14 protein-coding genes are annotated in these 13895 nt (G+C 50.6%); 10 read left to right on the forward strand and 4 right to left on the reverse strand.

The genetic code is table 11. The annotated features are described in order from the left end of the window. From LCH85_09850 to LCH85_09875, 6 genes are all read left to right on the forward strand, one after another. The coding region (locus LCH85_09850) for a hypothetical protein (GenBank protein MCA0352288.1) at positions 1-323 on the forward strand (323 nt) is incomplete at its 5' end. Then, a complete protein-coding gene (locus LCH85_09855; protein ID MCA0352289.1) occupies positions 323-823 on the forward strand; it encodes a phage tail protein in 501 nt (166 codons plus the stop codon). The genes LCH85_09850 and LCH85_09855, both read left to right, overlap by 1 nt. 2 nt (positions 824-825) lie before the next feature. After that, the gene (locus LCH85_09860; GenBank protein MCA0352290.1) at positions 826-1422 is read left to right on the forward strand and encodes a hypothetical protein; all 597 of its coding nucleotides are present in this window, start codon (positions 826-828) and stop codon (positions 1420-1422) included. A gap of 124 nt (positions 1423-1546) precedes the next feature. Then, positions 1547-2719 carry a hypothetical protein gene (locus LCH85_09865; GenBank protein MCA0352291.1) on the forward strand — a complete coding sequence of 391 codons (1173 nt, stop codon included), beginning with the start codon at positions 1547-1549 and terminating at the stop codon, positions 2717-2719. A gap of 89 nt (positions 2720-2808) precedes the next feature. Then, positions 2809-3621, forward strand: a complete 813-nt coding sequence (locus tag LCH85_09870) for a hypothetical protein (GenBank protein MCA0352292.1) — start codon at positions 2809-2811, stop codon at positions 3619-3621. 3 nt (positions 3622-3624) lie between these two features. After that, positions 3625-4017 carry a hypothetical protein gene (locus LCH85_09875; GenBank protein ID MCA0352293.1) on the forward strand — a complete coding sequence of 131 codons (393 nt, stop codon included), beginning with the start codon at positions 3625-3627 and terminating at the stop codon, positions 4015-4017. A 30-nt stretch (positions 4018-4047) separates the two neighbouring features. Here LCH85_09875 and LCH85_09880 read toward each other — a convergent pair whose 3' ends face one another. Then, the gene (locus LCH85_09880; protein ID MCA0352294.1) at positions 4048-4608 is read right to left on the reverse strand and encodes a hypothetical protein; all 561 of its coding nucleotides are present in this window, start codon (positions 4606-4608) and stop codon (positions 4048-4050) included. Positions 4609-4723: 115 nt separating this feature from the next. Here LCH85_09880 and LCH85_09885 point away from each other — a divergent pair, with 115 nt between their 5' ends. After that, on the forward strand, positions 4724-5467 hold the full coding sequence (locus tag LCH85_09885; protein MCA0352295.1) for an ROK family protein: 744 nt from the start codon (positions 4724-4726) through the stop codon (positions 5465-5467). A 25-nt stretch (positions 5468-5492) separates the two neighbouring features. On the opposite strand, the gene purB is transcribed toward LCH85_09885, so the two are convergent. Further along, the gene (gene purB / locus LCH85_09890) at positions 5493-6869 is read right to left on the reverse strand and encodes an adenylosuccinate lyase (protein ID MCA0352296.1); all 1377 of its coding nucleotides are present in this window, start codon (positions 6867-6869) and stop codon (positions 5493-5495) included. 307 nt (positions 6870-7176) lie between these two features. Then, positions 7177-7545, reverse strand: a complete 369-nt coding sequence (locus LCH85_09895; GenBank protein MCA0352297.1) for a hypothetical protein — start codon at positions 7543-7545, stop codon at positions 7177-7179. Positions 7546-7934: 389 nt separating this feature from the next. Between LCH85_09895 and rpsA the strand changes: the two genes are divergently transcribed. Together rpsA and LCH85_09905 are read left to right on the forward strand one after the other, a co-directional pair. Continuing rightward, positions 7935-9182, forward strand: coding sequence for a 30S ribosomal protein S1 (rpsA, locus tag LCH85_09900; protein MCA0352298.1), 1248 nt, complete (start codon positions 7935-7937; stop codon positions 9180-9182). Positions 9183-9503: 321 nt separating this feature from the next. After that, positions 9504-12017: an ATP-dependent Clp protease ATP-binding subunit gene (locus LCH85_09905; GenBank protein MCA0352299.1), complete on the forward strand. Its 2514-nt coding sequence runs from the start codon at positions 9504-9506 to the stop codon at positions 12015-12017. A 63-nt stretch (positions 12018-12080) separates the two neighbouring features. On the opposite strand, the gene LCH85_09910 is transcribed toward LCH85_09905, so the two are convergent. Next, positions 12081-12884 carry a YceI family protein gene (locus tag LCH85_09910; protein ID MCA0352300.1) on the reverse strand — a complete coding sequence of 268 codons (804 nt, stop codon included), beginning with the start codon at positions 12882-12884 and terminating at the stop codon, positions 12081-12083. A gap of 25 nt (positions 12885-12909) precedes the next feature. Here LCH85_09910 and LCH85_09915 point away from each other — a divergent pair, with 25 nt between their 5' ends. Further along, positions 12910-13890 carry a phosphotransferase gene (locus tag LCH85_09915; GenBank protein ID MCA0352301.1) on the forward strand — a complete coding sequence of 327 codons (981 nt, stop codon included), beginning with the start codon at positions 12910-12912 and terminating at the stop codon, positions 13888-13890. Positions 13891-13895 lie beyond the last annotated feature (5 nt).

Raw genomic sequence — 13895 nt, forward strand, 5'->3', positions numbered from 1 at the left:
GCGAAACGCTGCCACTGACGACGACCGAAACAACGTTTGCCTCGTTGCAGCCACCGGAAGAATTTTTCGATTGGGCAGCACGGTACGACGGCGAATATCTCTACAACAACGCAATCACATTCGGTACGGCAAACGGGCTGACGGACACGCCGGAAAGCGAAATAGCAAACGCAGCATTCTACAACGGCGATTCATTCTATGATGATACGCTGTGGTATAGCGGAACACTTACCGCGCCGATACTACGATTCCCGTTCATCGCGGGTATCGAAAGCGTGGACACACTCGCACTGACAGACACATCAACAATCTTGATACTATAATGGACATTAACGAACCAGCTTTTGCATTACATGGCTCTGTGGAGCTTGTTGCCTTGCGCGGCGACGAAGTAGTGTGGCGCTCCGAAACATCGAATCTGATTGTCACGGTTGGTAAAGACGCAATGGCAAAACTGCTCGGCGGCAACCGCGCACAGACACTCACGAAAATCGGTTTTGGCACGAGCGGCACTCCGGCAGCAATCGGTGATACGGCGCTGACAGGCGTATTCTCAAAAGCACTTGACCAAAAGCGGTACAATGGCTATACCGGAACATGGTACGGAAACAACGTCAACGTTTCGGCGGGACAAATTCGCTGTGAGTGGCTTTTACTCAATACGGAGGCAAACGGCATGAGTATTCGTGAGTTCGGTTTGCTTTTCAGTGATGATGTGTTGTTCGCCCGCTACCTGCGACCACCATCCGGCTCACCGGACACAATTTTGAAACAAGCGGACATGACGCTGGCAGGCGCATGGACAATCAACTGTGGAGTCTAACAATGGCATTTCTAATCGGCTCAAATCCATACCCGACTAATACTACCGCGTTCACCGATGATGTTGTGCGTATTGATATTACCGACCGTGTGAAAGGGCACGACCCTACGAACCCCAGTGTTGTCGGCAAAGCAAACGAGCAGCCGCAAACATTGTTGCAGCGCACGATTCATCTCCTCGCACGAGTTGTCGGTATCGAAACGACGCTGAACGGGATGGATATTACCAACCTGAATGGCTTGGATTTGCTCACGCTCAAGTACGAAAACACACGGCAAGCGATAACCGTTGCTGCCAACGACACGACCAAAGCAATCAATCTTGCAAACGGTGCTATTGTCAGCTTGACGCTGAATAATACCTCGACGTGTGCGCTGACGTTTTCCAGCTACCGCGCCTCGCTCTCCGGCATCTTGGTTCTCACCGCCAACGGTGCGGATAGAACGATTACGCTTCCGGCAGCATGGCAACCGCAAGACGTTTCACGGACATTCGTTATCCGTGCAGGGCAAAAGCGTTTGATTGCGTTTGAAGTCGAAACGCTCTCGCCGGACGCGATTCTTGCAAGCGGTCTTTCCGAACCCTTATTGACATCATAGTATGCGTTCCCATCAACTTCTCGTTTCCAGCGGCTCCCAGAATTACTGGGGCAACGGCTCCGATGGTGCTTTGAACACCACAGGTGACGTATCGCTTGCCTCGACCCTTGACGGGGATATGGTGGTGAAGCAGTACACGTCGCTGAAAATCAATGCAGGACATACACTGACGGTTGCGAATCGTTGCAAGGGCTTAGTCATCTACGTTCACGGCGATTGCACCATCAACGGTACACTCAGCATGACCGCACGCGGCGCAAATGCCGACGCATCCGCAGCCGGAGACCCAAGTGGGACGGCGGGACTGAAGTTCCCTCGTTTTACCGCCAACGGAACGGACGTGTACACAGCACCTTCGACTACTTCCCTCGCTAATGCGGGTGCTGCTGTTATTAACACAGAAGCGAATCAAAAGCGAATTAACGGCACGGGAACAGTCTATACACTTGCTCGTACCGGAAGCGGTGGCGCAGGTGGCGGTGGTGGCGGTAGTAGCACTGCTGGCGGTGGCGGCGGCGGTGGCGGCGGCGGTGGCAGCAGCCAAGAACCAATGTCAACCGAGCAAGTCTTCAATGACAAATACATGGGCGATTTGGTCGGCCAACAATTCCAAGGTGCTGGCAACCCTGAGTTGAACTCAGCCATGGAATTGCTGACCAGTGGCAATGCTAGCCCTGAGCAAATTGAAGAAGCGCTCAAGAAGATTGCCGCAGCCCGTGGCGTGCCATTAGAAAAAATTCAAGCCGACTATGGCAAGTTCCTTGAATTGCGCGAACAAGCTGCCAAGACTGGCGCAGCCAACGGCCAATCGGCTGTTGAAGCAATCAACCAAACCTTCCATGGCGATTTCATGGGCAGCACCTCAAGCTTGCGCTATGGCAAAGTCGTCGGCGATGTCTTGGGCATCGACCCAGTATTTGGTTCAATGCTCAACCCAAGCGGTGGCTTAGTTGGCCCTGGCAACAAGGCAATCGACTTAGGCGATTCACCAGTCAGCTATCACGGCGCTGTCCACGATGCTGCTGGCTACCTCTTCAACTACCACGATATGGGCCCAGGCTACAACTATCTTGGCTTGGAACGCCGCGACACGGCCAACCCATTGACTGGCCAAGAATCAGGTATTCGCTACTGGAACGAAAAAATGGGCAACACTGGCATCGGTGCAACCATTAGCAACGGCGCTGGGAGCTTGATTGGTAAAGCTCAAGATGCTGTCAACTGGTTTGGCGATGTCAAGCAAGATGTCCAAAATACCTGGAGCGGAGTCAAAGATTGGTTCTCCAAAACCTTCTAGGTAATCGATAAGATCAACAGTATAATGGGCAGTGGCTTGGACGTTGTTACAACGCCGATCCACTGCCCATTTCAGCAGGAGGCCATACTATGGCACAGACACGCGAATTAACCTACCCATTGCAGTTTAGTACGCCCCAACTCGCCTATCTTTTGGGTATGGTGCATGCTCAAAATTTAATCGGTGGCGATGATGCTGCGTTGTTTCCCGCCGATCCTGACCAACGCCAAGCTCAGTGGGATCAGGGTTTGGCTGAGCTACAAGCCGATCAGTGGATTGTTTGGGATGAGGCTGCTGGCCATTATTCAATGACCGAACCATTGATGATGGTGATTGCTACCTTAGCTGAACCCGATATTGTGGTGGTCAGTGAGTGGCATGCCCAACATAGTGGTCATCAAGGCGTGAGCCATTATTTCTCGCCCAGTGGTATCATCGAAATGAGTTTGGTTGGGAGCCACTATACCTTGGTGGCCTTGACCAATACTGAAGTGATGACTGAACGTTTGGCGCATAGCTTAGGCTACAAAGATGCTGATCAACCTGATCTTGGCTTCAACTTCCCACGTGAATTGGTTGAGCAAGCCAAACAATACCCTGACCCACGTTGGTTGGCTCAACAAGGCCTTGCACCTGAGGCCGCCCAATATTTTGCTGAAACCTTGCAAGCAACCGCTAGCCGTGGCACAGTGACAATTCTGCGCACGCTTGAGGGCAAAGCAATTGGCATGCGTTTGGTGGGGGCATTAATTGGTAGCGGCGGTCAACAATGGCTAGCCTTACCGCATCCCAATCAAACAATCGATTATTTTACCGCCACCACTGCTAATTTTATGGGCGTAACCAGTTCAATGATTAGCGAATTGCTCAACACGCCAATTGAAGAATTGGTGGCTGGCTAACATATGCAATTCGTCCGTTTGTGGTGGTTATTCAGTCTGTTATTAATCAGCCTTGCTGGCTGTGGTGGGGATGACGTGAATAAAGTGCATATTCGAATTCGCAACGATAGCGAAGTGGATATCGAGAATTTTTGGCTGGGGGCTGGCGGGGTGGGCCAAAGCACTACGCCCTATGGCCCAATCGATTCCGGCCATATTACCGAGTATCAAGCTCACGAACCAGTACTGGCCAACTATCGCAAGATGAATTTCGTCACGGTTGATGGCAAGCAGTATCTCGATGTGATTTACCCCGAAAAGCATGTTGGGACACCTGAGCTTGCACCAGGTAACTACACATTTTCGTATGCGATCGTTGGCGATAAACCAGTTTTGACCTTGACCAAAGATCAATAAATTTGCTTGAAAACACCGTAGTTAACTCAGCTACGGTGTTTTTTTGGTAACTCGCCGCCAAATATACAGTAAACCGACCCCGACCAAAACCACAAAACTACCATTTACAAACAACCATTTGCTAGCACTTAGCCAGGGCGTTAGCCAATCGATAATCGGGGTGCGCTCAGGATAGCGCCCCATCACCAGCGCTGCCCCACAATTTTCAGCATAATCGAGCACTAAACCAATCACTGGTACAAGGTTGAGCCAGCGCCAACGGCTCTTGGCTTGAAAGCTGCGTTGGCCCAGCCAACTAATCGCCGTGGCTAAAAACAGGGTGTAGGCCAAGGGCCAGATCAGATCAAAGCTGAATCGCGCGGCAATGTATTCCGCCCGACCATCAGCACCATAAGCCTCGGCAAAGCGATACAAATCGTCAGCCGAATACAAGAAACTACTATCTGGCGAGCCGATGCCAGCGCTATATTGCTGAGCCTTTTGGGCTTGTTGCGGCAAAACCAACCCCAAAAAAGCTATAAAAATTGCCAGCCCAACCAATACTAACCAACCCTTGCTCCACCGTTCAAGCCAGCCTGAAACTGTCTGCATTACGTTACTCCCAATTTAATGATCGTTGATTGCTACGTACAAGCAGCATTCTTGGATCATCGTTGGCGGCATAATCTGTGCTTGAATTGAGCAGACTCGCTTGCAGGAGCACGATATGCAGATTTTAGGCCTTGATATTGGTGGCACTGGCATCAAAGCGGCTCCGGTCGATTGCTCAACCGGCAAATTGTTGGCCGATGTAGAGCGCCGTGATACGCCTCAACCTGCCACACCCGAAGCGGTGCTTGAAGTCGCTCAAGAATTGGTCGAGCATTTTGCTTGGCAAGGGCCGATTGGCTGTGGTTTTCCGGCGGTAGTGCAACGTGGAATTGTGCGGACGGCCTCGAATATTGATCAGCGCTGGTTACATTGCGATGTGGCTGCGCGTTTCAGCCAACATTTTGATCGTCAAGTGACAGTGATCAACGATGCTGATGCCGCTGGTTTAGCCGAAATTACCTTTGGTGCTGGCCGTGAAGTGATGGGTACACTGTTGATGTTGACCCTAGGTACAGGCATTGGCACGGCGTTGTTTCATGATCACGATTTATTGCCCAATTTGGAGCTAGGCCAAATTAGCGTGCGTGGCAAACCAGGCCACGAGTGGGCCGCCGCCAGCGTGCGCGAAGAGCAAAACCAAAGCTGGGAGCAATGGGCGCAGGGCGTAGAGCTATTTCTGCAAACAATTGAAGTGATGCTCTGGCCTGATCTAATTATTCTGGGCGGTGGTGTGAGCAAAGATGCCGATCAATTCTTGGATCGAATTCGGATTCGCGCCAAGCTTGTGCCTGCTCGGCTTACCAACGATGCTGGAATTATTGGCGCTGCTTTGTTTACGACCCAAACAAGCCCCGAATAAGGCACTATTCGGGGCTAAAGCGCCATTAAATCTTCTTGCGGGCCAGTTTGGCGGCGAGGCCGATATAGGTTTCAGGCCGTAAAGCCCGTAATTCCTCGCGCACTTCGGGCCGCACCTCAAGCTCGTCGATAAAGCTATGCAAATCTTCAAGCGTAATTTGGCGACCACGGGCCAGCTTTTTCATAGCTTCGTATGGCTCTGGGTAGCGTTCGCGGCGCAAAATCGTTTGAATTGCCTCGGTCAAGACTTCGGGATGCCCAGCTAATTCGGCGTAGGCTTTTTCGGCGTTGAAGGCCAATTTGCGCAAGCCCTTGAGCAAGCGTTGATAGGCAAACAAACTATGGCCAAAAGCCACGCCAAGGTTGCGCAGCACCGTACTATCCGATAAATCGCGTTGCAACCGCGAAATTGGTAACTTACGACCAAAAAACTCCAGCAAGCTATTGGCGAGCAATAAATTGCCTTCGGCATTTTCAAAGTCAATAGGGTTAACTTTGTGCGGCATGGTCGATGAACCAACTTCGCCCGCCACACTCGCTTGGCCAAACACCGAATCGGAAATATAGCGCCACATATCCTGCGAGAGATCAACCAAAATTGTGTTGACGCGGCGCAAAGCATCGCCAACCTCAACAATGCTATCGTGTGGCTCAATTTGGGTGCTCAGCAGGGTTGGCTCCAAGCCCAAAAACTTGACAAACGCCGAGCTAAATGTGATCCAATCAACATCGGGCAAAGCGGCATGATGGGCGGCAAATGTGCCAGTTGCCCCGTTCAGTTTGCCGGTTAATTTGATCTTCAAAAGCTGCTCGATCGCTCGATTGACGCGGGCGGCAAAGACTGCAATTTCTTTGCCCATGGTGGTGGGGGTGGCTGGTTGGCCGTGGGTTTTAGCCAGCAGCGGCGCTTCGGCATGCTCAATTTGCATATCGCGCAAGAGACCAAGAATATTGCCCAAGGCTGGCAATAACACCACATCACGCGATTCTTGCACCATCAACGCATAGGCTAGATTATTGACATCTTCCGAGGTCAGGGCAAAGTGAACTGCCTCTTTGTATTGACCAAGCCCAAGCAGATCGAGCTTTTCGCGCAGCCAATATTCAACCGCCTTCACATCGTGGTTAACTTTACGATCCCAGGTTGCGATTGCCACTGCATCATCGACGCTAAATTGACGGTATAAATTGCGCAAAGCTCCGGCCAACTGTCCATCGATGCCTTCGATCAGGCCGATGCGTGGTGCTCGCGCCAAAAACAATAAATATTCAACTTCAACTCGCACGCGATAGCGCCATAACGCGGCTTCGCTAAAATGACCACTAAGCGCCTCAACATCTTTACGATAGCGGCCATCAAGCGGCCCAATCGCCAGTAAAGCCTGTTGATTAATCTCGCTCATGAGAATCCTCACTATGGTTGGTAGAATTAAATGCACTCCATTGTAGATCAAAAGTCAAAAGTCAGAGGGCAAAAATCAAAAGTAGGGCTTGGGGATCGGTTCTTGGAGGTCGGGGATCGGATATGTTTTAAGCAAAAGGGGGAGGGTTCAGGGGCTAGCGATCAGGTGTTAGGTTTCATGATAAGCTAGGTAATGCAAATCTGGCCCCTCGCCCTTGAATCTTGACCCATCCTTAGCATTCTTCGTGTGCTTCGTGGTTTCAGCCTGCGTGTCCTGCGTGGATCAAACTATCAATATTCTAAGTTTTTTAACTCAATAATTGCTCCAATATTTTGCGTAGTTGTTGTTGCTGCTCAAGTTCAATCATCAGTTTGATATCAACACCTGCGAGTTGAAACATTGCTTGGGCTGGTTGAGTAAAATGAATCTGCAGGCGGCCTAATTCAAGTTCCCAGCGTTCGATACAGCCATAATCAGTTGCCCCGTTGGGCAAGCACACGTAATAGCTATCCAAATCACTAGCTTCGTCTTCGGAATCGTCTTGATCAAAACTACGCTGAATCGTTAGATATTCATCTGGATCATCAGTCTGATCGGCCAATCCTAAAATGAACAAATTTTCATCGGCGAGCTGCTCGATTGCTACAACTGCTGCGGTAAATTGCCACATTTCCATGCCAAAACTCCACTATGTTGTTAGGGTAACTATAAGGGAGAAAATCAAAAGACAGCACTGAGAGATTATAGAATATGGATTAACACGGAGGGTTCAGTGGCTAGCGATCAGGGGTCAGGTGTCATGATAAGCTAGGTAATGCAAATCTGACCCCTCGTCCTTAGCGTTCTTCGCGTTCTTCGTGGTTTCAGCCTGCGTGCCCTTCGTGGATCAAATTGTCAAGGTTTTATGCTGTTTGTACGCTTGCCGATCCCCGATCCCCAACAACCGAAGCCCAAGGCCCGAAAAAAACCTTGCCTTTTGCATGCTGCTTCTGTATAATTTTCATATCGGTTTCACGCTGTCCGCCCTTCCTCGGGAATCCTCTTTTGGCAAAAGGACGACTCATTATGGACGAGCAAACACAACCGGGCATGGATCAATCTGATGTGCTTCCCAGCACAGGATTGAACGCGACCCCACAGGCCGATTATTCTGGCGATGATGATCGTGCCCTGCTGGAGGAGTATCTCCGTGATCCAGCCCACGATTATCGCAATCTCAAGTATGGTGATTCGGTCGATGGCACGATTGTTCGCGTTGATCGCGACGAGGTGTTGGTCGATATTGGCTCCAAGTCGGAAGGCGTGGTGCCAGGCCGCGAGATGACCAGTCTGTCGTCGGAAGAACGCGCCGAACTCAAGGTTGGCGATGTCTTGCTTGTTACAGTCGTTCAAACCGAAGACGCTGAAGGGCGTATCGTGTTGTCGATAGATAAAGCACGCCAAGAAAAGAGTTGGCGAGCCTTGCAAGTCAACCATGAGGCTGGCGATGTCATTCACGCCGCCGTGACCAACTACAACAAGGGTGGTCTGTTGGTTAATTTAAGTGGGGTGCGTGGCTTCGTGCCATCATCACAGGTCAGCAGCGTTAGCCGTGGCTCCGATGTCCAAAAACAATCGGATATGGCGAAGCTGGTTGGTCAAACCTTGCCACTGAAAATTATCGAAATCAATCGTTCGCGCAATCGGCTGATTCTATCCGAGCGCCAAGCAGTCCAAGAAGTTCGCGATTCGCGCAAGGATCAACTGCTTGAAAAACTGGAACCAGGCGCAGTGCGCACTGGTCGCGTAACCAGTTTGTGCGATTTCGGTGCATTCGTCGATATTGGCGGAGCTGATGGTTTGGTTCACCTTTCCGAGCTTTCTTGGAGCCGCGTCAAGCATCCCGAGGAAGTGCTGAAAGTTGGCGATGCAGTCAGCGTCTACATTTTAAGCGTCGATGAAGATAAAAAACGCATCGCGCTGAGTATCAAGCGCACTCAAGCTGAGCCTTGGACAACCGTGACCGATCGCTACCAAATTGGCCAGAGCGTCTCTGGGGTTGTCACTCAATTAACCGCCTTTGGTGCATTTGTGCGGCTTGAAGATGGCATCGAAGGCCTGATCCACATCTCAGAAATGAGTGATGAACGGATTCAGCATCCACGCGATGTGATTAATGAAGGCGACAGCGTTTCAGCGCGGATTATTCGGATCGACCCAACGCGCAAGCGGATTGGCTTGAGTACCCGCAGTGGCAGCGCTGAAGCAACCGCTGAAGCAAGCGCTGAAACGGCAACTGAAGAGCCGAGCGCTGCTGCCGAAGACGAAGAATAACGGAATGGGAGCGGAGAAGGTGCTGGGTCTGTGAAAACCCTGCTGGTTCCCCTGCTGCAACGGTCATGTCCGTTTCAAGCAAAACGCTAACTCAAACGGGCATGACTGATCTGAAGATAGTGATACAATTAATGCACGACGCTTCCGATGCGGCACACCCATTGCCAAAGAATGAAGCCGAGATGCTGCCCCAGTTTCGAGAGCATTTCCGACCAGCAATGTCCGCCTATCGGCACTCAGCAGCATCGACTATTTGTCATAGATAACACGCCGAGGCCCAATCTTACTCATCCTAAGGTTGCCTCGCTTTGGAGCAAACATATGGGTGCATACGACAAAATGAGCCGCCGCGCTAAGCAAGTGATGAGCTTTGCCCAAGAAGAGGCGCGAGCGTTTAATCATCCTTACATCGGCACCGAGCATTTATTGCTGGGCTTGATTTTGGAAGGTGAAGGGGTCGCCGCTCGTGTGTTGGCTGAACTTGGTGTGACCATCACAAAAGCCCGCAATGCTGTTGAATTTATTGTTGGCCATGGCGATGGCCCGCGCTCGACTGCCGAGATTGATTTAACCGCCCGCGCCAAAAAAGTTTTTGAGTATGCAATCGATGAAGCTCGCAAACTCAACCATACCTATATCAGCACCGAACATATTTTGCTGGGTTTGGTGCGCAATGCCGAAGGTGTTGCAACGGGTGTGCTCGAAATTATGAATGTTGGGCTGGATCAGGTTCGCACCCAAGTGATGCGCATGATGCGTCAAGGGGTTGGCGGCAGTAGCACACCCAGCCCAAGCGCTGGTGGCGAACGCCAAGCCAAACAAAGCAAAACGCCCTACCTCGATGCGCTTTCAACCGATTTGACCGAGTTGGCCGAAGCTGGCCGACTTGATCCAGTGGTTGGTCGCAAAGATGAAATTGAGCGCGTGATTCAAATTTTGTCACGCCGCACCAAAAATAATCCAGCCCTGATTGGCGAGCCTGGGGTTGGTAAAACTGCGATCGCTGAGGGCTTGGCTCAACGAATTGTCGCTGATGATGTTCCAGATTCACTCAAAGGCAAGCGTTTGGTAACGCTTGATATGGGGGCTTTGGTGGCTGGAACCAAATATCGCGGCCAATTCGAGGAACGCCTCAAACGGGTCGTTGACGAAATTAAAGAAAGCCGTTGTATTTTATTTATCGATGAATTTCACACGATTATTGGCGCTGGTGGAGCCGAAGGCACACTCGATGCCGCCAATATTCTGAAACCAGCGCTTTCACGCGGCGAATTGCAATGTATTGGCGCAACGACACTCGATGAGTTTCGCAAATATATCGAAAAAGATGCAGCCCTCGAACGGCGTTTTCAACCAGTGATGGTCGATGAACCAACCATTGAAGAAACGATCGAGATTTTGCGCGGCATCAAAACTCGCTACGAAGATTTCCATCAATTGCAAATTGAGGATGAGGCGATTACTGCCGCCGCTGTGCTAAGTGCTCGCTATGTGCCCGATCGTTTCTTGCCCGATAAAGCGATTGACTTGATCGACGAAGCCTCGTCGCGGGTGCGCATGTATCGCTCAGCCACGCCATCGGCCTTACGCGATGCTTTGCGTGGGCTTGATGCGATTCGCAAAGAAAAAGATGCAGCCTTGGAAGAAGGCCAATTCGAAGTTGTGCAAGATCTACGAGTTCGTGAAGAGCGCATGCTCCAGCGCATCACTGATCTTGAAGACGAAGAAGAAAAGACCCGTGGCTCGGAGCAACGCAAAGGCAAGCCTTACGTGACCCAAGAAGATATTGCCGAAGTTGTGGCAATGTGGACAGGGATTCCCGTCATGCGCTTGGCTAGCGAAGAAACCGAACGACTCATGAAAATGGAAGACTATTTGCATGAGCGGGTAATCGGCCAAGAGGAACCAATTTCGACGATTGCTCGGGCTGTGCGGCGTGCCCGCGCGGGCCTGAAAGATCCTAAGCGCCCAATTGGCTCGTTCATTTTCTTGGGGCCAACTGGGGTTGGTAAAACCTTGCTGGCCAAGGCCTTGGCTGAGTTTATGTTTGGCTCAGAAGATGCCTTGATCAAAATCGATATGTCGGAGTTCCAAGAGCGCTTCAATACCTCGCGCTTGGTTGGTTCGCCGCCAGGCTATGTTGGCTATGGTGAAGGCGGTCAATTGACTGACGCTGTACGCCGTCGCCCCTATAGCGTGGTGCTGTTCGACGAAATCGAAAAAGCTCACCCCGATACCTTCAACTTGTTGTTGCAAGTGTTGGAAGATGGCAACTTGACCGATGGCAAGGGCCGACGCGTCGATTTCCGCAATACCGTAATTATCATGACCTCGAATGTTGGTACTGAACAAATTCGGCGTGGTTCGCGGATTGGCTTTGGTGGTAATCGCAACACGATCGATGTTGAGGATACCCGCAAGAAGGTTGATGATGAACTGAAGCGCATGTTCCGGCCTGAGTTTCTCAACCGGATCGATGGAACGATCATTTTCCATCCATTAACTGATATCGAGATTCGCAACATTGCCCGTTTGGAAGTCAACCGCGTGCGCAAGCAATTGGTCGATCATCAAATTGATCTGTTGGTAACTGATGAAACCCTGGATTTGTTGGCCAAACGTGGCTACGATCCAACCTACGGCGCTCGTCCATTGCGCCGCGTCATTACCAATATGATCGAAGATGGCTTGGCTGAAGGCTTGCTACAAGGCCGCTTCAAAGATGGCGATAAGATTCATATCGAGCTTGAGGATAACGAAGTGGTGTTACGTTCAGAGCGTGAAGCCGCCGAGTTGGAAAATCCTAGCGTTGAGCCTGAAGCCGAATTAGTCTAAACCTCAAAAAAACGCCCTGATCGCAATGATCAGGGCGTTTTTGCATTTCCTCGCCAATTGTTGTTATTGGGCGACTGCGGTAGCAACTAAATCCAAGGTCAACAACACTTCATCTTCGGCCTTGAGCATGCCACCGATGTCAGGCGCATCAACATTGAAACTGCTCATGTTGAATTTGGTGGTAGCTTTGCCGGTCAAGGTGTCGCCATTCAAGGTTGCGGTTACTTCAAAGGTCAATGGGTTGGTCGTATCGTGAATCGTCATATCGCCAGTGATGGTAAATTTGAATTCAACGCCTTCTTTAAGATCGCTGGGCAAGTTGCTGATGACGGCGTTCTTGAAAACAGCATTAGGATATTTTGACGATTCAAGCCATTCGCGGCGAATTGCATTATCGCGGCGTTCGCTATCCGATTGCAATTGGCTGATATCAACCACAATTTCGCCAACTTGCGAGTTGGCTGGAGTTGCAGTATCGATCAACAGATCACCAGCGATCGCTTTGGTCACGCCAACTGCATCGACAATTTTGTTATCTTGCAAGAAGGTTTCGCGCACTTGGTAGCTAGCACTTGATTGGCTAGCATCAATGCGATAGATTTTTGCACCAGCAGCGGCTGGCTGTGAAGCATCTGTAGTTGGCTCGGTGCCAATCGTGGCAGTAGCAGCAGCAGTATTATCGCTGGCGGTGGTGGCAGTGGCTGGAGCAGCAGCAGTCGTCGGAGCCGTCGTTGGCAAGACCAAGGTTGCAGCAACTGGCGTGCTCGTGGATACTTCTACATCCGATGTAAGCCATAAAGTATAGGCAATTGCGCCAATCACAGCGATGGCGATAACACCACCAATAATTAAACCAATTTTCTTCATTGAACAATCCTTTCATGAGTTTAAAATGATGCAACAACTCGATCTTTTGTGGGAAACTGGCGATGCGGCCCAAGCCTTACAACAACGTTTTGGCTGGGATTCGGCCAGTGCCAGCGCGTGGGTGTCCGCACTGCTCCACGAGCACTATGGCCTCGACGATAGCCAAATTATGCGTTGGAGCATTAGTGCTGGCAATGCAATAATTTGGATCAAGCACGATCAGGAGCGTTGGATTTTCAAAATAAGTGCTGATCGTGACCGCCATAGACAAATCGAACAAAGTGTTGAGCTTCAACACTGGCTTTCAGTACAACAAATGTCTGTCCCGTTGATCGTCCCAACCAAGGCTGAGCAACGGGTGCTTAAGATTAACGAACGATGTGTATATCTCCAACAGTGGCTTGATGGAACACCTCCTAACCCTGATTCTAGCCAGCAGTTATGGAGAATTGGTGAAGAAACTGCCAAGCTTCAGCGAATATTGAGCGCTTATCCACAGGCTGAGCAACTTCCACGGGTGTTTTTGCCGCTCGAACAGGTATGTATGGGGTTGGCAGCATGGATTGGTGATGCTACGAATGCTGCGCCGTTACAGCAAGAGTTAACTCAACTTGCCCAGCAAGGGCTAGAGCAGCTGCCAAGTGGCGTTTGCCACAACGATATTCGAGCCGCCAATCTACTTTTCAATGGCGATCAATTACAAGCTGTGCTGGATTTTGAAGAAGTTGGTTGGCGCTGCTTGGTGCTTGAGTTGGCCTGGACGGCAGTTCATGGCCTGACCATGTATCGTAATTGGCAACCTTGTACAATGGCTCAACAACAGGCGATTATCGCTGGCTATCAATCAATTCGACCTTTGACCGAAGCCGAGTTGGCGATATTGCCAAGTTTGTGTCGTTTACAAAGCCTTTACTTGTTATGTTCGCAGGGGGCAACGGCGGCGGATGCAATACAATGGTTAAAGGAACTTAACTTTCGCTCAATATCCCCCCTAAATCACCCCTAAAACCC

The organism is Chloroflexota bacterium (assembly GCA_020161265.1).
Lineage (GTDB): Bacteria > Chloroflexota > Chloroflexia > Chloroflexales > Herpetosiphonaceae > Herpetosiphon.